The sequence below is a fragment of the Massilia sp. NP310 genome, assembly GCF_019443485.1.
GTDB lineage: Bacteria > Pseudomonadota > Gammaproteobacteria > Burkholderiales > Burkholderiaceae_D > Telluria > Telluria timonae.
The window spans coordinates 5,533,718-5,555,213 of sequence record NZ_CP080379.1 but is presented as its reverse complement, the minus strand read 5'-3'; the positions used below and the strand labels follow the sequence as shown (position 1 = coordinate 5,555,213).

The following is a 21,496-nucleotide window of genomic DNA, read 5'->3' as shown; positions in this document are numbered from 1 at the left end:
CGCCGACAGGCGAAAAAAACGGCGCACTTCGGTGCGCCGTTTTTCATTTGGTGGCCGGAGCGGATCAGTCCTGGCGCAACCTGCGCTGGCGCACCGCTTGCGCCAATCCTTCCAGCACTCCCACGCTGGTATCCCAGTCGATGCAGCCATCGGTCACCGACTGGCCATAGGTCAGCTCCTTGCCCGGCACCAGGTCCTGGCGTCCGGCCACCAGGTGCGACTCGATCATCACGCCGACGATGCGGTCGTCGCCGCCCGCGATCTGGGCCGCGATGTCGGCGCACACCGGCACCTGGTTCTCCGGCTTCTTGGAACTGTTCGCATGCGAAGCGTCGATCATCAGGCGGCTGGCCAGGCCGAGCGCGGCGATCTGGCGGCACGCCTCCTCGACGCTGGCGGCATCGTAGTTCGGCGTCTTGCCGCCGCGCAGGATGATGTGGCAATCCTCGTTGCCCGAGGTCGACACGATGGCCGAGTGGCCGCCCTTGGTCACCGACAGGAAATGGTGTGGCTGCGACGCGGCCTTGATCGCCTCGGTCGCGATCTTGATATTGCCGTCGGTGCCGTTCTTGAAGCCGACCGGGCACGACAGCCCTGACGCCAGCTCGCGGTGCACCTGCGACTCGGTGGTGCGGGCGCCGATCGCGCCCCAGCTGACCAGGTCGGCAATGTACTGCGGGCTGATCACGTCGAGGAACTCGGTGCCGGCCGGCAGGCCCATCTCGTTGATGTCGCGCAGCAGCTCGCGCGCCATGCGCAGGCCGTCGTTGATGCGGAAGCTGTTGTCCATGTACGGGTCGTTGATCAGGCCCTTCCAGCCGACCGTGGTGCGCGGCTTCTCGAAATAGACGCGCATCACGACTTCCAGCTCGCCGGCGAAGCGGCGGCGCTGCTCGACCAGCCTGCGCGCATACTCGAGCGCCGCCTTCGGGTCGTGGATCGAGCACGGTCCGATCACCACCATCAGGCGGTCGTCCTGGCCGTGCAGGATGCGGTGCAGGTCGATGCGCGCGCCGCTTGCTGTCTGCTCGGCCTGCGGGGTCACCGGGAACTCGCGGATCAGGTGCGAGGGCGGCGTCAGTTCCTTCATTTCACGGATGCGTAAATCGTCGGTGCGGGGCATGCTGGGACTCCCTTTCGTGCTGTTCTTTGCTGTATTGGTTCAGGACTGGAAATAAAAAAACCGCCATCGCTGGCGGTTTGTCTGGATGTTGCCGGGACGTTTTACTGCGCGTACCCGCCGCTACTCCACCGCCAGGGGCTGGAATGGCTAAAGTAAAAAAAGCGGGTAAAGAAAGCGTGGCGCATGGTGTCGTCCGGGTTTGGTCGAATTGACTATAACAACAAGGCATGAAAGTTGGCAAGCCTTTTGTCGCCCGTTCCACGCTTGTACAGACAACAATCGGTTGCAGCAAACTGACATGCCCATCTGAACTCGGGCATCTACGCCCCTTATCTTGCGCGCATCTTGCGTTAGCTCAGTCCCGCCATGGCTGCCGATGCAACAGTCGATTCAAGCCCGGCGGGCGCGCGTGTTGATTGTAGACACAAATAGGTGCCAAGAGGTGCCAGGGAAATTGATCTGCAATAAGGATCAAGCCCTCTACCCGCGCCATCCGGATCCTTCCATCCACTGGAGTGTCGGACCATGACTGAAACCCTGCTTTCCCGTTCCGTGCGCCGCCTGTTCGCGGGAGGCGGCGCCGCCGGCCTGGCGCTCGCCGGCCCCGTGCTGCTGGCCCTTCCCCACCCTGCCGTCGCGCAAGAAGCCGCTCCCGTGGCCCGCGTCGAGATCACCGGCTCGAACATCCGCCGCGCCCAGGCCGAGACCGCGTCGAGCGTGCTCACCGTCAACCGCAACGATATCGAGCGCTCGGGCAAGACCACGGTGGCCGAGCTGCTGCAGACCCTGGCGGTCGACAACCAGGGCTCGGTGCCGATGAGCTTTGGCAGCGGCTTCGCGGCCGGCGCCTCGGGCATCTCGCTGCGCGGCCTGGGCACGGCCTCGACCCTGGTGCTGCTCAACGGCCGCCGCATGGCGCCCTACGGCCTGGCCGACGACGGCCAGAAGGTGTTCGCCGACCTCAACGTGATCCCGACCGACGCGGTCGAGCGCATCGAGATCCTCAAGGACGGCGCCTCGGCCATCTATGGTTCGGACGCGATCGCCGGCGTGGTCAACATCATCCTGCGCCGCAACTTCCAGGGCACCAGCGCGCGCGCGCTGTACGGCAGCGGCGAGGCCGGCGACGGCCAGCAGCACAACCTGGCCCTGGCCTGGGGCTTCGGCGACCTCGAGACCGACCGCTACAACGTGCTGGTCAACGTCGAGTACAAGCACACGCAAGAAATCTGGTACCGCGACCGCGGCAACCGCGACTACATCGGCAAGATCGACCTGCGGCCCTATGGCTATTCGGCCCAGGAAGGCTTCGGCGGCACCGGCGCCATCACCGGCAACAACCAGTCCGGCAATGCCATCAACGGCAATGTGCGCAACCCCGACACGCTCGAGTACTACAACCGCGGCAACCTGGCCGGGCCCGGCTTCACGCGCACATTCCCGGGCGCCGCCTGCAGCAATTTCACCAATCACCCGCAGGGCGATCCGCTCGGCGGCTGCCTGGTCGATTCGGCCTTCCTTTACAACCAGATCCAGCCCGACAGCGAATACCTGTCGCTGTACAGCCGCGGCACGCTCAAGCTGCAGGGAGATACCGAGGCCTATGCAGAGCTCAATCTGTACAACAGCCTGGCCCAGTCCAGCTCCACGCCGAATCCGATCGCGGCCAGCGTCGGCTATCCCGGCGGCCCGGTCAGCAACGCCGGCGTCCAGCTCGGCGCCGAGCACCCCGACAACCCATACTTCGGCCGTGCGGCGCGGCTGCGCTACCTGCCGTTCGACGTCGGCCCGCGCGAGTCCGACATTTCCTCGACCTTCATCCGCGCGCTGTTCGGCGCGCGCGGCACCCACGGCGCCTGGGACTGGGATACCTCGCTGCTGTATTCGACCAGCCGGGTCGACAACGACCGCCGCGGCTACCTGCAGCGCGACGCCACCTTCGCCCTGCTCGACCCGTCGGCCGCGAACGTGGCGGCGGCCCAGGCCAATCCCGGCTACCGCGCGCTGCCGGCCGGCGCCTATTGGCGCATCGCCGAGAACGCGGGCCTGAATTCACCGGACCTGTACGCCGCCCTGTCGCCGACCATCTCGAACGACGCCGAGACCGAGATCGCCCAGGTCGACTTCAAGGCCACGCGCGAGATCGGCAAGCTGGCCGGCGGCGCGGTGGGCGTGGCGCTGGGCGCCGAATTCCGCCACGAGTCGGCGCGGCTGGAGCCGACCGCCGGCACCGAGCGCGGCAACATCATCGGCCTCGGCTACTCGGCCTATGACGGCCAGCGCAATGTGACCGGCATTTATGGCGAAGTGCTGGCGCCGGTGCTGCCCGGGCTCGAACTGACCGGCGCCATGCGCTACGACCACTTCACCGACGTGGGCGACGCCTGGACCCCGAAGGTCGGCGTCAAGTGGAACCCGCGCCGCGAGCTGGCGCTGCGCGCCACCTGGGCCAAGGGCTTCCGCGCGCCGAGTCCGGCCGAGAACGGCGTCGGCGGCCTGGCCGCCTTCGCCAACGCCACCGATCCGGCCCGCTGCGCGCTGGGCGTGCAGACCGCCTGCAGCCCGGCCTCGGTGTCGGTCATCACCTCGCCCAACCAGGACCTGAGCCCGGAACGCTCGAAGAGCTGGAATATCGGCGCGATCTGGGATCCGCTGCCACGCACCAGTTTCTCGCTCGACTTCTGGAACATCAAGCGCAAGAACGAGATCAACCAGCAGCAGATCGACGCCGCGATCGCCGCCGGCGACGTGGCGCGCGATCCGAGCACGGCGGTGCCGACGATCCCGGGCGACCCGGGCGCGATCACGGCGGTGCTGGCCGAATACGTGAACTCGGCCGAAACCGAGGTGCGCGGCATCGACCTCGATGCGCGCCAGGGCTTCGGACTCCCGAACAACTGGGGCACCCTGACCTTCGACGTCAAGTACACCTACCTCGACAAATGGGAGCGCACCGAACAGGACGGCACCACGCGCGACTACGCCGGCACCCACGGCAATTGCGACGTCAGCAACTGCATGGGCACGCCGGACCACAAGGCCAACCTGCGCGCGACCTGGGAGCGCGCCAACTGGCGCGTGTCGGCCAACGTCAACTACCGGGGTCCGATCGACAACACCTTCTTCAAGGACGATCCGGAAGGCTGCGCCAGCCACTTCGCCAACGGCGACGATGCGCCGAGCGATTGCGAACTGGCCTCGTTCACCACGGTCGACCTGGTATTCCGCTGGAAGCCGCAAGCGCGCTGGGAAATCTACGGCTCGATCCAGAACCTGTTCGACAAGCAGGCGCCGCTCGATCCACTGACCTATGGCGCGGTGTCGTACAACCCGCTCGACTACTACGGCGCGATCGGCCGCTTCTTCACGCTGGGGGCGAGATACGCCTTCTGAGCTGGCGCTGGCCGGATGCGCGGCACGGAGTCGTTCGTGCCACGCATCCGGCGCATGCCACCAGTCGCTCAACCGCCGAAGTGATAGTTCAGCTCGACCCACCCGGTCCGTCCCGCCGGGCTGTAGCTGCCCACCGCATAATTGGGCCAGCCGCCGGTGGTGTCGTGCTTGATGCGGTCGAACACATTGTTGACGATGGCCGACAACGTCAGGCGGTCATTCACGCGATACACGACGCTCGCGTTGACCAGCGTGGTCGGCGTCAGGTAGTCGGTCTGGGCCGAGTTCGGAATCTTGCCGTAGCGGGTGGCGAACAGGGTCGACGACCAGGCGCCCACGTTCCAGTTCAGGCTGGCTGCCAGCTTGTCCGGCCAGTCCGAACTGGTGAGCGAATTGAGTTCGTCGCGTACCGTGTCGCCGGCAAACTGTTTCGAGCGGCGGGTCAGCGTTTTCGAATAATTGCCGCGCAAGGTGAACGTGCCCCAGGCCGTGGTGCGCAGCGCATAACGGGCGCTGACGTCGATGCCGCTGCTCGACTCCTCGGCCGCATTGATCGGGTTCACACGGATCTCGCGGATCTCGCCCGGACGCACCGGCGAACTGGCCGCGTAGCGCGTGATGCGCGAGATCGTGTCCGCGCACAGCGACGAGCCGATGTCCAGCGAGCCCAGGCGGCAGGCCGCTTCGTCGCGCAGCAGCTGGTCGGCCGACAGATTGGTCACCAGGTCGTCGATCTCGATATTCCAGTAATCGACCGAGGCATCGAAACTCGTGCTCGGCGACCAGACGATGCCAGCGCCATACGACTTGCCCTGCTCCGGCTTGAGGTCGGCGCTGCCATACTGGACGTAGTCGGCGCCCGGCGAGTAGTTGGCGAATTCGCAGCTCGCCAGCGGCTGGCCGGTGGCGCCGCAGCGGTAGTGGTCGGTGGTCGACGAGTAATAGCCGGTGCCGCGCGCCTTGTAGATGTAATTCATGTCCGGCGCCCGGAAGCTGGTGGCGTAGTTGGCGCGCACCAGCACCTCGCGCGTCGGCCGCAGTTCCAGGCCGCCGGCATAGGTGAACTTGCCGCTGTCGCGCTCGGCGAATTCATAACGGTCGTAGCGGCCGGCCAGGGTCGCGGTCAGGATCTTGTGCAAGGGAATACTCGCTTCGGCGCCGAGCGCGTAGCGGTTACGGGTGCCGGCGGTGACGGCGGTATTCGGCGCCAGGTTGAAATAGCCCGCATTGATGCGCTTGTCGGGCGCATTGGTAAAGCCCTGGCGGCCGGCCTCGGCCACCACCGCCAGTTGCAGCGGGCCGGCCGGCAGTTGCGCTACTTCTCCATTGGCGCTGGCCGACACCGTGTGGGTCCACGACTCGTCGTCGCTTTCGGCGTAGCCGGTGATCGTGCCGAATTCGTCCGGGTTCACGCGGGTCGCCAGCCGCGTCGGGTCCGGCGCGTAGATGGCGACGCCGCTCGCGTCGGTTCCCAGGCGCGGCCCGAGGAAGAAGCTGTCGATGTTCGACAGCGCGCGCGGGGTCTTGCCCTTGCTCTCATACCACGAGGCGCTGTAGCCGGCTTCCCACTTCCAGCTGGTGCCCGGCACGATGCCGCGCGCGCCGAGCGAAGCGGCGACCGCGCCGTCTTCCCAGAAGCGGTCGTAGCGCGACAGGCCGCCCATCTCTTCCGGGGAAATGTAACGGGTCCAGGCTTCGTAATGCCCTGTGTTCCGGTTCAGGAAATAACCATTGTTGAGCGAGTTCGACGTCCACGACGGACCGCGCGTATTGTTGACGGTGTCGTTTTGGCCCAGCAGGATGTCGGCGAACAGCGTCGTGTTCTCGTCGAGCTCATAGGTGGCGCTGCCGAATGCATTCTTGCTCTGGTTCCGGGTCTGCACCGACCAGTAGGTGGGGCTGACCTTGTTGCTGGCGCAGTAGTTACCGGTGCGCGATGCGTAGTCGACGACGCTGCCGCCGAACAGGTCGCCCAATTGCGCGCAGGTCGCGCCCGGATCGATGTAGCGGCCCACGGTGGCGTCACGGCGCGACAGCACATTGGTCGGCGTTCCCGAGCGCTCGGCCATGAAATCGCGCTGGTAGGCGCCGATCGGATTGCGCTCGGAGAATTCCAGCGCGAACACGGTGCTCAGGCGGTCGAACTGCTTGCCGCCGGTGAGCTGCACGCGCCGCTCGGCGCCGCCGCCGCGGCTGGTGCCGCCCAGCTTGACGTTGAGGTCGACGCCCTCGGCCTTCCTTTTGAGGATGATGTTGACCACGCCGGCGATCGCGTCCGAGCCGTAGATGGCGGAGGCGCCGCCCGACAGGATCTCGATGCGCTCGACGATGGCCGACGGGATATTGGCCAGGTTGGTGAAGTTGACCGTGCCTTCATAGGCGATCGGGAAGTCGGCCAGGCGCCGGCCATTGAGCAGGATCAGCGTGTGGTTCGGCCCCAGGCCGCGCAGGCTGATGGTGTTCGCCGACGGCGTGAAGGTATTGCCGAAGTCGGCGCCCTGCACGAAGCCGCTGTTCTGCACCTGGTTGTTCAGGGCATCGAACACATTCTTGTAACCCTGGCGCGTGATCTCGTCGCCGGTGATGACGGTGACCGCCGACGGACCGTCCAGTTGCGCGCGGGCGATGCGCGAACCGGTGACGAGGACCGACGCGGGCGCGGTGTTGGTGGTGGTAGCGGCCGGCGCATCGGCCGAGGTCGCCGCCGCCTGGGCGTGGGCCAGCAGCGGCGCGCCGATGGCGGCGGCCAGGAGGTAGGTATGTTTCATGATTGGCTTGTTTTTATTGGGAAACGAACTCTAACAAGCCATCGACGCAGTACAAACGAATTATTTAGAGCAACTTTATGACAATAATGTTTGATTCAATAATGAAAAATGACGGAAGCCGTCGGCGTTCGTTCAACGCGCGACGTTCCGGTGCTGGTAACGCTTCGACGCGTTACACCGTTATACGATTCGCAGCCAGATCCCACCCGCCTACGGTGCTCCCTCCGCTCCCGCCGCCGACTTTTTGTTGGGTGTAGCGCCACTTTACTTTGGAGAATTTCAAGCTCACCTGTTCGTTCAGCAAAGTACCAGCGGCGATGCCAGGACTGATACTTCCGATCAGAACATTCTCCAATTCGATCTCGAAATATTTGATCGGGTTGCCCTGGCCGTCTGCACGCATGAATTCGAGCTTGGCCTTCGGAATCGTCTTACCCATCGCGCAGTTCTGCATAAGTATCGGGCTGGCCAGGTCGGCCGTTTTACTGAATAAAAGTTCCTCCAACTCCGCACGCTCCGCAGTGTGTCCACCGCCAGTCGAACTGGTGGCGCTCTTGGGCTGATGTATGCCCCAATGCACGGTCTCGCACTCGATCCAGTCCTTGTGCCTCTCGTCCTGCGACTCTCCTTTGATACCGTCCATTTGCAGATATACGTCGATTGCCATGTGGTTCCCCTGATTACGACCTGATGGTCGGCCTGTGGATTATGTGCATTCGTCGGTGGACTGGCTTAGCCGAGCGCAAAGTCGCGCCGTGTCATCGCGACTAGAGTGCGTATTCAAAGCAAGCAAGAGGACATTTATGCCAGCAACAGTTGAGAAAACACTGCCTCAGCGACCGACTGTCAATATGCGGATAAGCCCCGAGGCGCGCAAGCGGCTGCGCGATACGGAAACCGTTCAATACCGGTATTACAACGACATGGGCAAGAACCGTGGGCACTGCACATGGGGGATTGGCGTGCTCGCTCACCGTGGCGTTTGTACCGAAGAAGAGCTTGGGAGGGCTGTCAGCCCTGCTCAGGTCGAGGCTGAGTTCTCTCGTAAAGTCGCAGAGGCCGAAGGAGGGGTGCATCGCAACGTCCATGCAGAGTTAAACCAGGCCCAATTCGATGCCCTGGTTTCGTTCACGTATAACACGGGGATCGGTGGTGCCGGGAATACCTATAAGCTCATCAACGCCGGTGATTTCAGCGGAGCTGCTGCCAATATGCAGCAGTTTGTACGGGTGCGAATAAGAACTAAAAACGGCGTGAAAAAAGTCGTTGCAGGTGGTCTGGTAAAGCGCCGCGCAGAGGAAGCCGCACCGTTTCTGGAAACAGAAAGATAGGAGAACCATGTCACATCCATTCGCCAGAACCGTCACTCAGCGATGGGACATTCAAGCCTATATCGCAGTCGCGGTAGTCGCACTAGCGATGTGGGCATCAACACCTGCGAATGCCCAGAGCCAGGACAAATCGGTGATCGGACAATGGAGATTGACCGCTGTGCTGGACTCATCGCAGATCAGCGCGCTTGACGACGCCCAGGCCAATGGAATGATCGGTCAAGTACTCAGTATTGGAGCGAACCGCGTGCGACTGGGCAAACGCATCTGCGATGCACCCACGTTCGAGGCGACGCGCGCAGAGACCGAGGAATATCTGTATCGGCACGCAAATGCCAGCGCAGAGAACCTGGGGCTACCGAATCCGGTGACGGTGGTGAATCTGGATTGCATGGATGTATACCAGAAACCGCCAGACAAGCTGGTTGTGCACTGGCAAGGTGTATTTTTTGACGCTGTGCGTGAAAGACCCCGACGCCAGAAATGACGCGGCCACAAACGCACCAAAAGCTACAATGCCCGGCAAAACCGGGCATTGAGAGTGAGGACAAGTGACGGATCAGGCCGTCCCGCCCACCGTCACCCCATCGATGCGCAGGGTCGGCTGGCCGACGCCCACCGGCACGCTCTGGCCTTCCTTGCCGCACACGCCGACGCCCGAATCCAGGCGCATGTCGTTGCCGATCATCGAGATGCGGTTCATCACGTCCGGGCCGTTGCCGATCAGGGTCGCGCCTTTCACCGGATAGGTGATCTTGCCGTCCTCGATCATATACGCCTCGCTGGCCGAGAACACGAACTTGCCGTTGGTGATGTCGACCTGGCCGCCGCCGAAATTCACTGCGTACAGGCCGTTCTTGACCGAGGCCAGGATCTCTTGCGGGTCCTTGTCGCCGGCGCGCATATAGGTGTTGGTCATGCGCGGCATCGGCAGGTGGGCGAACGATTCGCGGCGCGCATTGCCGGTGACCGGCATCTTCATCAGGCGCGCATTCATCGTGTCCTGGATATAGCCCTTCAGGATGCCGTCCTCGATCAGCGTGGTGCACTGGGTCGGGTTGCCTTCGTCGTCGATGTTCAGCGAACCGCGGCGGTCTTGCAGGGTGCCGTCGTCGACCACGGTCACGCCCTTGGCCGCCACCCGCTGTCCGATCATGCCGGCATACGAGGACGAGCCCTTGCGGTTGAAGTCGCCCTCCAGGCCGTGGCCGACCGCCTCATGCAAGAGCACGCCGGGCCAGCCCGGTCCCAGCACGATGGTCATCGGACCGGCCGGGGCCGGACGCGCCTCCAGGTTGACGCAGGCCGACTTGACGGCCTCGGTCGCATAGCGGTCGAGCACCTCGTCGTCGAAGTAGCCGTAGTCGAAACGGCCGCCGCCGCCGGAAGAGCCGACTTCGCGCCGGCCGTTCTGCTCGGCGATCACGGTCACCGAGACGCGCACCAGCGGACGGATGTCGGCCGCCAGCACGCCGTCGCTGCGCACCACCAGCACCACGTCGTATTCGCCGGCCAGGCCCGCCATCACCTGCACCACGCGCGGATCCTTGGCGCGCGCCATCTTTTCCACGCGCTCGAGCAGCTTCACTTTCGCGGTCGCATCGAGCGAAGCCAGCGGATCGTTGGGCAAATACAGCGAACGGCCGCCGGTCGGCAGCGCGCTGCCGGCCACCTTGATGCGGCCGGCGCCGGCGCGCGCGATGGTGCGCGTGGCGGTGGCGGCGTCCAGCAGCGCGCGCTCGGAAATCTCGTCGGAATACGAAAACGCCGTCTTGTCGCCCGAGATGGCGCGCACGCCGACGCCCTGGTCGATCGAGAAGCTGCCGGTCTTGACGATGCCCTCTTCCAGGCTCCAGCCTTCGCTCTTGGTGAACTGGAAATACAGGTCGGCGTAATCGACCTTGTGCGTGAACATCGTCCCCAGCGCGCGCAGCAGCTTGCCCTCGTCGAGGCCGAATGGCGTCAACAGCACGTCGCGCGCGACGGCGATGGAGGAAAGATTCGGTTCAAATGGAGTCATGTTGGCATCAAGCATTCGGTTGGAAAGGGCATTGTGCCATATCCATGCCGTTCGCACCGGAAGGTAGACCAGGCAATGTGCTGTCGGTCATCGGGCATGCGTTCCGTGGCGCCCAGGCTCCGCCTGCCCCATCAATCCCAGTAGCGGTTGGCGCGCACCAGTTCCAGGTAGTCGTCCCGCGTGACGCCGACAACGATTTTGTCGTGGTGTTGGCCGTCGCGAAAATACCAGTTGCGGCGCACCCCTTCCTGCTTCCACCCACACTTGTCAAGATAAAAGCGGATCGAACGTTGATTGTAGGCAATCATGTCGCCGTCCAGGCGCTGTAAGCCCAGTTCCATGAAGGCATAGCGCATGATCGCCATCACCGTGTCGAGGGCATAGCCGCGGCCGCGCAGGTTTTTTTCCCCGATCATCATGCCGTGGAAAGCGTTGCCGTTTTTCCAGTCGATGTCCACCAGGTTGGCGGTGCCGATCATGCCGTCGTCCGGCGTGTCGATGCAAAAGACATGGCTGGTCGGATTGCCGTCCTTGCGCGAACGGACCCAGTCTTCGGTCGAGCGGCTCGAGAACGGAAAATGCCAGCCGCCAAGCATATTCCATACTTCCGGATCGTTGCTCCAGCGATGCAGGCGCGGCACGTCATCGAGTTCCGGAGCCCTGAGGGTGACGGTCTTCCCTTGGATATTCATGGTGTATCTCCAGTATGGTGTATGTGTGCCGACAAGTAGGCCGCGCAGGCATCCGCCACCCTCGCCATATCGTCTTCGTCATAGCGCTGGTCGCAAGGCAACGGCACGAGTTCGCGGACCAGGGCGGCTGCAGCGCTGGCGCCCGGCGCTCGCTGCAGGACGTCGGGCCAGTAGGTTGCGACGTAGATTCGCTGTGCGATAAGCGCCTCGCGCAGGCCTTGCGCGCCCGTCAGCAAGGGATAGCACAGGGGACCATCGATGCTTCCGGGATCGAGGTCGCAGCCGTTGAAGCGCGCCAGCCGCCGGTGCAGATAGTCGAAGTTGCGCTTGCGCCGTTCCCGAGCCGCCTCGAGGTCGACGCTGCCCAGGATGCGCTCGGATAGCGCCGACATGTGGCGCGGCGCCAGTGCCGCCAGCGCCTGTTCGCTGCGCTGGTAGGCGGCGTACCCGATCTCCGGCGCGCCCGCCAACCGCATCAGGAGGTGGCCGGCATGTTCCAGCACCGGCGTATCGTCCTGTTGCGGGGCAGGCACCGGCAAGTCCGTGACCAGGAAGCCGCCATCGGCAACACCAAAGAACTTGCGCGGCGAATAGATGGACGCCAGGCAGGCCGGAGCCGGCACGTAGAACGCCTGGCAATGGTCGAGCACGACGCGCGCGGGATCCACCCGCGCCAGCAAGGCATCGATTTCACGGGTACGGACACCGAAATAGTTGACGGCATAGAACCAGTCATCCGCCTGCAGATCGACCTGCCCCGACACCTCGAAACGGGCATCGACCTCGTATGGCATGACGGTCACGCCAGCCGCGTGCGGAGGCGCCAGCATGGAATCGCACAGGTAGTCGGGCATCCACACCCGGTCCGGCCGACCAGCTTGCAACAACGCGAAAAACGCCGCGCGCGCCGACTGGAAACGCAATGCGCCGGGAAACGCTGACGACCGCTGCGGCGGCAGCTCGAGTTCGAAATAGCCACCGATCGCTGGCGCGCTCATGCGACCTCCCCCGCCGCGATCAGCTCACGCGTGGCGCGGGCGTCGTTGAACATCAGCACATCCAGGATCGACAGTCCGGGCTGGAACGGCTGCGCCAGCTGGGGATAGGGTTCCAGGCGCGGTGCGATGAACTCCAGGGCGATGCCATGCCAGGCGAAGGTCGACTTGTCGTACAGGTCGGTGCCACCGGGCGCGTTGAGGTAGCGGCTGGCGCGCTCGCGCAGGCAAATGTCGATGATGCGCGTCTCCCCCGCCAGGTGCCCATTGTCGTAGGTGCGGGATGAATCGACGAGCCCCGTGTCCAGCCCGACGTGTTCGCACACCATGCGTACACTGGCGCGCGACAAGGCGCCGATCGACGCATGATTTCCATGAATCACACTGGCGAGCATCTCGTACGCCAGCGCGAAGTATGGCGCCCTGCCGTAGGCGTGGCGAACACTCTCCAGCAGCTTCTTTTTCCAGTGCTCGCCCGGATCCGGCCTCACCGTATCAATCTTCATGAAGGAACTCGCTCCGGCCAGCGGCACCGTCATGTAGCGTACCGCGCCCGCCAGGAACAGGCGGTTGCGGTTGACCCATCCATTCTTGATGTAATTGACGTCGTCATAGAACACGAATCGATCGACCGACGCAAGCAGCTGGAAGTACCCGATGTACGGAAACAGATAAGGCTGCATGATGGCAAGCTTCACCGTTGCGCCCTCGGCGCGACGACCGCGCAAGCCACGCTCGCCGACGACGAGTCGCGCAGCGCGCGTGCCTGTCGAGAGACCTGGATCGAGTGGTGTTTGCTCATGATTGCAGTGCCATTCACTATGCGCGGTATGGGCCGCCCTGCTGCCGGCTGAGGGAAAGCCGCATGATGACAAAAATCTTTCCCCAAAACAAGCTTCGTGACACCCATGCACGGCGGGCCCCGAAACCCTCGAGGAACGCCTACATTTTGCGATGCCGCAATGCCGGCAGGCTTTCGCGCACCCCGGCCAGGTAGGCCGCATCCAGCTCGCCCGCGACCACGCCCTCGCCTTCCGGCAGCACCGCCTTGACCTCGCCCCAGGGATCGACCAGCATGCTGTGTCCGTAGGTGCGCCGGCCGTTGACGTGCATCCCGCCCTGGGCCGCGGCCAGCACATAGCACTGGTTCTCGATGGCGCGGGCGCGCAGCAGCACTTCCCAGTGCGCGCGGCCGGTGGTGTGGGTGAAGGCGGCCGGCACGATGATGAGAGCGCATTCGCCCATCGCGCGGTACAGCTCGGGGAAACGCAGGTCGTAGCACACCGACAGGCCGACCCGGCCAAACGACGCGTCGAACACGCCCACCGTCTCGCCCGGCACGATGGTGCGCGCCTCGTCGTACGATTCGGCGCCCTTGTTGAAGCCGAACAGGTGGATCTTGTCGTAGCGGCTCATCGTTTGCCCCTGCGGGTCGTACACCAGGGTGGTGTTGAGCACCTTGCCCGCTTCTGGCGAGACCATCGGCAAGGTGCCGCCGACCAGCCAGATCCCGTGCTCGCGCGCCAGCGCGGCCATGCAATCCTGGATCGGGCCGCTGCCGGGCTGCTCCGCATGCGCCACCTTGTCGGCGTCGCTCATGCCCATGATCGGCCAGTATTCCGGCAGGGCCACCAGGGTGGCGCCCCGGCCGGCGGCCTCGGCCACCAGACGGCGCACGGTGGCCAGGTTCTCGCCGACCTCGGGGGTGGAAACCATCTGGATCGCGGCTACGGTCGTCATATCACTCCTTCTTGGCTGGCTCAGTGGCTGGTGCAGTGGCGGCGGCCGCCGCCGGGTTGTCGATTTTCGTGATGACCGGCGCCTTCCACGGCCCCGTCACCTGCATTTCATAGGTCAGCGCCTTCATCACCGGCGCGCGCAGGAACAGCTGGGCCAGGAAGCCCCCCAGGCCGATCACCGGATTCACCGCCAGGCCATACACCAGCGGCCCGGTGCCCAGGTTGAATTCGGGGATCACCACCACGCGCAGGTTCGTCGATTCGTTGGCGATGTCGGCGCTGCCGTTCATCAGGACGGTGGCCGCCACCCCATGCATTCTAAGGTTGTCGGTGCGCAGCACCCCGCGCTGGATCATGGCGTTGGCGCTGATGCCGTCGAACGCCAGGCCTTCCGAGAACACGTCGTGGAAGTCGAGCTTGAGCAGGCGCGGCAGCGCTTGCAGGCTGAGCACGCCCAGCAGCTTGGCGGCGCCCGGATCCTGCTTCAGGAACTGGCCCGATTCGACGTTCATCTCGATCTGGCCCGACAGGCTCGGGATATCCATCGCATACGGCAGGCCGGCCCAGGAAATGTCGCCGCTCAGGGTGCCGTTGCCGCGCCCGATCGTGCCGGGGAAGCCCAGGCGGTCCAGCAGCTTGCCGGCGTCGTCCATGTGGAGCGCGAAATTCAGGCTGGTATTGCTCTTGCCATCCTTGGTCAGCCAGCGGCCGTTGGCCTTCAGCTGGCCGTCCGGATTGGCGAGCAGGACGCGGTCGATGCGCCATTCGCGGCCCGCCAGCGCGCGCACATTGCTGGCGCGCAGTTCCAGCCGGCCGAGGCGCTTGTCGAACAGTTCGAACTGCTCGGCCACGATGTCGAGCGAAGGGATGGTGGCGCTGGCGCCCCGGCTCGACTCCAGCAAGTCCTTGACCTCGGCCTCGGCCGATTCGGGAATCGTGAGCGAAGCCAGGCGCGCCGTGACCTTGCCCAGGCCGCTGGGGGTCTCGCTCCAGGTGAGATAGCCGCTGGCCTGGCGCGAATGCAGGTTCGCCTGCCAGGTGTCGCGGGTGTGGGTGGCGCCGAGCACCACGTCGGCCACGCGCCGTTCGCCGATGGTCAGTTCGCTGATGCGTCCGGCCAGCACGGTCGGCAGGATGTACTGGGTGAAGTCGGCGCCGCTGGCGGCAGCCGTTGCCGGTCCGGCCATCGCGCCCGGCGCCGGCAAGGCGGCGCCGGCATCCGTATCCGCGCCGGCGATGGCGCGCCCGGCCGCCAGCCAGTGATCGATATTGAGCGCCTTCGAATCGACGTGGACCATCATGCCTTCGTCGGGTAGCGGCGCCGGCACGTTCACGCCGATGCCGCCCTGGGTCACCCGCCACGGGCCCTTGCCCTGCTTCTCGCGCAGGTAGCGCGCCGCCAGGTTGGGGCCGACGCCGACGCGGATCTCGTCGCGGCCCAGGCCGGCCATGGTCGGCGCGCCTTCCAGCACGAAGCTGAGCGGCAGGCTGGCGTCCGCCGCCTTGTTCAGCGGGTGCGGCAATTCGACGCCCAGGCCCGACAGGCTGGAGTCGATGGCGATCGTGCGCCGGCCTTCGCGCACCACGATCGAGCCGGTGTAGTGGGTGCTCCCCGACAGGCGTTCGGCCAGGCGCCCCAGCGCCGGCGCCGGCGCCGTGCGGCGCATGCCCTCGGCCGACAGCACGCCGTCGAGCAGCACCCGGGTGCTGCCGTCGCGCTGGGTGCCGCCGGCCACCGTGACCGGCTCGCCCAGGAAGTCCGCGCGAATCGCCTCCAGGCCGAAGCCATGGTCATGGAAATCGATCCGGCCCTGGGCGCTTTGCAAGGTCGGCAGTTCGGGGAACAGGCTGACGTCGTTGTTCTGCAATTGCAGGCTGCCCTGCACCTTGGTGTCATGCATGTGCGACAGCGGCATGCGCAATTTCAGGCCCAGCTTCGCGTTGCCGCTGCCGCGCGTGTCCTCGGTGAAGTGGCCGATCCAGTCCAGCACCGGCGTCACCGACACATAGCGCAGGAATTCCTGCAGCGGCCCGGCGCCCTGGCCGTCGATTTCCAGCATCATGTTCTCGTGGGCGCCAAGGTCGGGGATCACCGCCTTGACGTTCGACAGCGCCACGCCCAGGGTGCGCAGGGTCTTGCCGTGGATTTCCATGCGCGCCCGGTCGAACTCGATGCTGCCGTCGATCGCCTCGGCCAGCGGCCACAGCGGCGTGCCGTCCGGATGCCGGTGGCCGGGCGCGTATTCGAGGCGCGCCCCTGCCAGCCGTCCGCTCACGTTGAATTCGCCGCGCGCGCGTTCGGCCGCGTTATTGGCGTGGAACGGGAAGTGGGCCAGGTCGCCGCGCAGGCGCAGGCTGGCGTCGTTCAGGCGTCCGCCCTGCAAGGCCCCGACCAGCCAGTCGTGCAGGCCGTGCGGGGTGGCGAGCGGCAGGTAGCGGCCGATCTGGTCGATCGGGAAGCCGTCCAGGCTGCCGCTGAAGTCGGCGCTGCCGGGCCCGTGGCCGGGCTCGAGCGGCAACACGTGGCGGCCCGACACCTCGCCCGTGAAATCGCCCTGGCGGAACGTCAGGTCGTCGACCTCCACCTGCAATTGCTGCCCCGGCTCGAGCTTCCAGTTCGCTTTCAGCGCCAGCTGGTCGAACGGCATGCGCGGCTCGGCGAACCAGGCCGGCATGAACAGCGCCAGGCCCTTCGAGTCCAGCGCCACGCTGCCGCCGCGCTCGTTCGCATCGATGCGGCCGCTCAGGCGCTCGAAACCGGGCGTGGCGGGCCGCGCCGGCAGCGCCGGAACGCCGCCCTGGGCGTTTCTCGCCGGACGGGCGGCGACGGCATTCAGGGCCAGGTCGGCGACCTCGCCGCGGATGCGCCAGCCGCTCACGTTCGGGTAGCGCCCATCCCATTCGGCGCTGACGTCCTGCAGCATGCCGCGCGGCGCATAGTCGGCCAGCAGCTGGCGCTGCACCGGCGTGACCGGCAGGTACTGGGCCAGCGCCGCCAGCGCGCCGATGTCGAGCCGGCGCGCGCGCAGGGCGCCGCGCTCTGGCTGGCCATCCTTCGCGGGACGCCAGGTTTGTTCCAGCGTGGCCGGCGGCAGCGCGCGGCCATCGCGCGCCACCACGGCAAAGTGTTCGAGGCGGATCGTGTGGCCGTGGGCGCCGAAGGTCGGCTTGCCGTCGGCCCCGTTCGGCAGCAATTCCTCGCGCGCCGACAGGCGGCCGCTGACGCGCGCCAGCTGCAGGGGCGCGATGTCCTTGCCGAGGCGCGCATTGACGCCGGCCAGGGCCAGGTCGGCGGTGAAGCCGGCCAGGCGCGCCTGGTCGAAGCCGAGCCAGGCGCGCAGCGAACCGCGGCCGCGCTCGAGCTGGATCGGATAGTCGACGAAGCGTTTCCAGGCGCCGAGGTCGACGTCGCGCAGGTCGGCGTACAGCTCGCCCTTCCAGCGCAGCACGTCCGACGGCCGTTCGCCGAAGCGGTGGCGGAACTGGGCGCGCACGTCGATCGGGCTGCCCAGCGCGCGCGGCGGCGTGGCCTGCAGCGCGAAGTGGTGGGCGCCCCAGCGATTGAGCAGCGCCAGGGTCACGCCTTCCAGCGCCAGCGGCGGCGTGCCGCGCAATTCGTCGGTCCAGTCGACCCGGCCGTCGCGGATCACGATCTCGCGCTGGCGCAGCAGCCAGTCGCCGCCGCCGCCGCCGGCCTTGTTGGGGTCGAGCCGCACACCGGCGACCTCGATCACGCCGTCCAGCCCGCGCCGCACCGCCAGGCGCGGCCCCTTGATCTCGAGCGAGGCGAAGCGCGGCTCGAAGGCGGCCACGCTCCACCAGCCCAGGGTCGCCTCGACCTGCGGCAGCGCCAGCACCTGGCGCCCGTCGCGGTCGTGCAGGCGCACTTCGCTAAGCGACAGGGCCGGCCGCAAGCCGTGCCAGGACGCGGCCAGGCGCGCGATCGTGACCCGGCTGCCGAGGGCATTGCCGGCCATGCGCTCGATGTCGCTTTTATACAGGTCGATGTTGGGGAGGATGGCGTAGCGCAGCACCAGGAACAGCACGGCAAGCGCGAAATACACCAGCAGCACGAGCTTGATGGTAAAGCCAAGCACGTGGTGCGAGGCCAGGTTGGCCATGCGGTAGGCCGAACGCAGCCGCCGCCAGCGCACGGCGAGCGGCGATGCCGCAGTGGGCGCCTGCGGATCCGGGTTGTGCATCAAGGTGCTAATAACAAAGGCTCGCCGTAAATTTAACTCTTTAATAAAACAGGTCGCTTGCAACAGTTGCGGCGTCTACCTTACCATCGGTGCTGACCCAGGCAGCGTATCGTGTCCGATGAGCAGGCCATTCTACCGCATCGCCTCTGAGCCAGACCTTAAAAACCCTCCCCGCCGGGCGGCACCGACCCGCGCATCTAACAGGATCGACGATGACCACAGCTTCCCCCGCCTGCGCCTCACGCTTCGTCCAGCGCTGGCTCGATGCCGCTCCCGAGCGCGCCGCCCAACTGGCCGCATTGTCATCATTATCGCTGGGCGGCGCCGATTTCCGCGCGCTGTTGGAACGCGAACTGGCCCAGGGCCTGCCGCTGGAACGGGCCATGCGCCGCGTGCGCAACCTGCTGGTCTCGACCATCGTGGCGCGCGACCTGGGCGGCCAGGCCGACCTCGACGAGGTGGTCACGGCCATGACGGCCTTCGCCGACTTCGCGATCCAGACCCACGTCTTCGCCCTCACCGACGAGCTGGTGGCCAGCCACGGCATGCCGATGGGCGAGGAATCCGGCCGCCCCCAGCACCTGATGGTGCTGGCCATGGGCAAGCAGGGCGGCGGCGAGCTCAATGTCTCGTCGGACATCGACCTGATCTTCGTCTATCCGGAAGACGGCGAGACCGCGGCCGGCCCCGGCCAGCGCCAGTTGTCGAACCACGAGTTCTTCGTGCGCCTTGGACGGCGCCTGAACGCGGCCCTGTCCGAGGTGATCGAGGACGGCTTCACGTTCCGGGTCGACATGGCGCTGCGCCCCAACGGCAAGTCCGGCCCGCTGGCGGCCAGCCTGGGCATGGTCGAGGAATACCTGATCGTCCAGGGCCGCGAATGGGAGCGCTATGCCTGGGTCAAGGCGCGCGCCGTCACCGGCGCGCCCGACGACATCGCGGCGCTCGACGCGATCGTGCGGCCCTTCGTGTTCCGGCGCTACCTCGACTTCGGCGTGATCGATGCGATCCGCAATATGCACGCCCAGATCCGCGCCGAGGTGAAGCGCCAGGAGCGCCTGCATCCCGAGCGCAGCCACAACGTCAAGCTGGGGCGCGGCGGCATCCGCGAGATCGAGTTCCTGGCCCAGGTGTTCCAGCTGATCCGCGGCGGACGCGATCCGCTACTCCGCGAGCGCTCCACCCGCAAGACCCTGCTGCTGCTGGCCGAGCGCGAGCTGCTGCCGCAAGAGACGGTGGAGCGCCTGCTGCAGGCCTATACGTTCCTGCGCAACCTCGAACACCGGGTGCAATACCTGGAAGACGCCCAGACCCATACCCTGCCGGCCAATCCGGACGACCGGCTGGCGGTGGCGCACATGATGGGCGTCAAGGACGAAGCCACCCTGCTGGACGCGCTCGACGCGCAGCGCAGCTATGTGGCCCAGCAGTTCGACGCCATTTTCGCCGACAAGGAAAAACCCGACGACAAGCCGGATGCCCCGGCCCTGGCCGACGAACTGGATAATATGGACGCACTCGCCGCCCGCCTGGCCGCGCTCGGCTTCGACGACGCCCGCACCGCCGCCAGCCGCCTGGCCGCCACCCTGCAGGGTCCGCGCCTGTCGAACCTTCCCGACGCCAGCCGGGAGCGGCTGCTGGCGCTGGTGGACGCTTCCCTGCCGCTGGTGGCCACAGTGGTCGGTGAGGCCGGCATCGGCAGCCACGCCGCCACCCTGGGCCGCCTGCTCGACCTGTTCGAAGCGATCGCGCGCCGCTCGGCCTACCTGTCGCTGCTGACCGAATACCCGCACACGCTCGAGCGCGTGATCCGGATGATCAATGCCAGCGGCTGGGCCGCCACCTTCCTCACCCAGCACCCGATCCTGCTCGACGAACTGCTGGACGACCGCAATGCCGGCGCCGGCGACCTCGGGCAGCTGGCCGCGCTGCTCGACGAACATTTGAGCGAGGCGGCCGGCGACACCGAGCGCCAGCTCGACATCCTGCGCGAAGCCCACCATGCGCAGCTGTTCCGCCTGCTCGCCCTGGACCTGGCCGGCGAGCTGTCGGTCGAACGCCTGGCCGACCACCTGTCGGCGCTGGCGGATATGATCGTCGGCGCCGTGGTCAGGCATGCCTGGCGCACGGTCAATGGCCGCCACCGCGAGGAACCACGCTTCGCCGTCATCGCCTACGGCAAGCTGGGCGGCAAGGAGCTCGGCTATGTGTCGGACCTCGACGTGATCTTCCTGTACGACGACGAAGACCAGGACGCCCCGCCCCTGTATGCGCGCCTGGCCCAGCGCTTCATCACCTGGATGACGGCCCATACCGCGGCCGGCATCCTGTTCGACGTCGACATCGCCCTGCGACCGGACGGCGCCAGCGGCATGCTGGTCTCGTCGGTAGCCGCCTTCGAGCGCTACCAGAACGATGCCGCCTGGCTGTGGGAACACCAGGCATTGACGCGCGCCCGCTTCTGCGCGGGCGAGCCGGCCATCGGCGCACGCTTCGAGGCGATCCGCGAGCAGGTATTGCGCAAGGACCGCTCCGGCCAGGAAGCGCAACTGAAAGAGGAGGTGGTGCGCATGCGCCAGCGCATGCGCGACGCCAACGTCAACCGCAGCGAGCTGTTCGATCTCAAGCACGACGCGGGCGGCATGATCGACATCGAGTTCATCGTGCAATACCTGGTGCTGCGCCATGCCGCGGCTTACCCGCAGCTGACCGCGAACGCCGGCAATATCGCCCTGCTGCGCGTCTGCGGTGAACTGGGCCTGATCGACGCCGGCCTGGCGGGTCAGGTCGCCGACGCCTACCGCATCATGCGCAAGTTGCAGCACAGCGTGCGGCTGCAGGGCCAGGACAAGACCCGGGTCGAACCCGGCCTGGTCGGCCACCATCCGGACAGCGTGCAGCGCCAGTGGCAAGCCTGTTTCGGCGCCTGAATTTCCACTTTCCTTCCTCTTCCTCCCATTGATTCCCATGCGCACCACCCCGGTGCGCATGCGCGACCTGCGCACCAAAAATACTCGTGCATACACCTCGCACGCACCATCTGTAAGCCATTGAAATTCCTGACTTTTCAGTCATTTAATTTCTTTTTGATAACTGTTGTTTTTGCCACATAAACAGGGGTTCAGTGCGTTGACACTCATCAATATGGAATGGTTTTATACAGATGTGTATGCACTACGGAACAGCCGTTACCCACGGGCCCCGCATGCGCACGGGTTGCACTTATTAATCAT

General features: G+C 65.9%; 13 protein-coding genes. 4 read left to right on the top strand and 9 right to left on the bottom strand.

Annotation, left to right across the window (positions count from 1 at the left end):
- Window positions 1-64 precede the first annotated feature (64 nt).
- Window positions 65-1,123 (bottom strand): 3-deoxy-7-phosphoheptulonate synthase AroG, encoded by a 1,059-nt coding sequence (aroG, locus tag KY496_RS24530; RefSeq protein ID WP_005668537.1) that lies wholly within the window; start codon window positions 1,121-1,123, stop codon window positions 65-67.
- Window positions 1,124-1,648: 525 nt separating this feature from the next.
- Here aroG and KY496_RS24525 point away from each other — a divergent pair.
- Window positions 1,649-4,516, top strand: coding sequence for a TonB-dependent receptor (locus tag KY496_RS24525; protein WP_219862835.1), 2,868 nt, complete (start codon window positions 1,649-1,651; stop codon window positions 4,514-4,516).
- A 68-nt stretch (window positions 4,517-4,584) separates the two neighbouring features.
- On the opposite strand, the gene KY496_RS24520 is transcribed toward KY496_RS24525, so the two are convergent.
- Window positions 4,585-7,284, bottom strand: a complete 2,700-nt coding sequence (locus KY496_RS24520) for a TonB-dependent receptor (protein ID WP_219862833.1) — start codon at window positions 7,282-7,284, stop codon at window positions 4,585-4,587.
- Window positions 7,285-7,456: 172 nt separating this feature from the next.
- On the bottom strand, window positions 7,457-7,951 hold the full coding sequence (locus tag KY496_RS24515; RefSeq protein WP_219862831.1) for a type VI secretion system tube protein Hcp: 495 nt from the start codon (window positions 7,949-7,951) through the stop codon (window positions 7,457-7,459).
- Between the two features lie 136 nt (window positions 7,952-8,087).
- Here KY496_RS24515 and KY496_RS24510 point away from each other — a divergent pair, with 136 nt between their 5' ends.
- Window positions 8,088-8,615 (top strand): lysozyme, encoded by a 528-nt coding sequence (locus tag KY496_RS24510; protein WP_229520357.1) that lies wholly within the window; start codon window positions 8,088-8,090, stop codon window positions 8,613-8,615.
- A gap of 7 nt (window positions 8,616-8,622) precedes the next feature.
- Window positions 8,623-9,102 (top strand): hypothetical protein, encoded by a 480-nt coding sequence (locus KY496_RS24505; RefSeq protein WP_184235120.1) that lies wholly within the window; start codon window positions 8,623-8,625, stop codon window positions 9,100-9,102.
- A gap of 72 nt (window positions 9,103-9,174) precedes the next feature.
- On the opposite strand, the gene tldD is transcribed toward KY496_RS24505, so the two are convergent.
- The 6 genes from tldD to KY496_RS24475 all read right to left on the bottom strand — a co-directional run bounded on the left by tldD (window position 9,175) and on the right by KY496_RS24475 (window position 18,263).
- On the bottom strand, window positions 9,175-10,635 hold the full coding sequence (tldD, locus tag KY496_RS24500) for a metalloprotease TldD (RefSeq protein ID WP_005668528.1): 1,461 nt from the start codon (window positions 10,633-10,635) through the stop codon (window positions 9,175-9,177).
- 131 nt (window positions 10,636-10,766) lie between these two features.
- A complete protein-coding gene (locus KY496_RS24495; protein WP_184235122.1) occupies window positions 10,767-11,327 on the bottom strand; it encodes a GNAT family N-acetyltransferase in 561 nt (186 codons plus the stop codon).
- Entirely contained in the window at window positions 11,324-12,325 is a 1,002-nt protein-coding gene (locus tag KY496_RS24490) for a hypothetical protein (protein ID WP_219862829.1), read from the bottom strand. The genes KY496_RS24495 and KY496_RS24490 overlap by 4 nt, the downstream gene beginning before the upstream one ends.
- On the bottom strand, window positions 12,322-13,050 hold the full coding sequence (locus tag KY496_RS24485) for a WbqC family protein (RefSeq protein WP_229520356.1): 729 nt from the start codon (window positions 13,048-13,050) through the stop codon (window positions 12,322-12,324). Before KY496_RS24485 ends, KY496_RS24490 begins: the two co-directional genes overlap by 4 nt.
- Window positions 13,051-13,264: 214 nt before the next feature.
- Window positions 13,265-14,062, bottom strand: coding sequence for a carbon-nitrogen hydrolase family protein (locus tag KY496_RS24480; RefSeq protein ID WP_219862827.1), 798 nt, complete (start codon window positions 14,060-14,062; stop codon window positions 13,265-13,267).
- Window position 14,063: 1 nt separating this feature from the next.
- Window positions 14,064-18,263: a YhdP family protein gene (locus tag KY496_RS24475; protein WP_219862826.1), complete on the bottom strand. Its 4,200-nt coding sequence runs from the start codon at window positions 18,261-18,263 to the stop codon at window positions 14,064-14,066.
- 212 nt (window positions 18,264-18,475) lie between these two features.
- Between KY496_RS24475 and glnE the strand changes: the two genes are divergently transcribed.
- Window positions 18,476-21,193 (top strand): bifunctional [glutamate--ammonia ligase]-adenylyl-L-tyrosine phosphorylase/[glutamate--ammonia-ligase] adenylyltransferase, encoded by a 2,718-nt coding sequence (gene glnE, locus KY496_RS24470; protein ID WP_219862824.1) that lies wholly within the window; start codon window positions 18,476-18,478, stop codon window positions 21,191-21,193.
- Window positions 21,194-21,496: the final 303 nt, after the last annotated feature.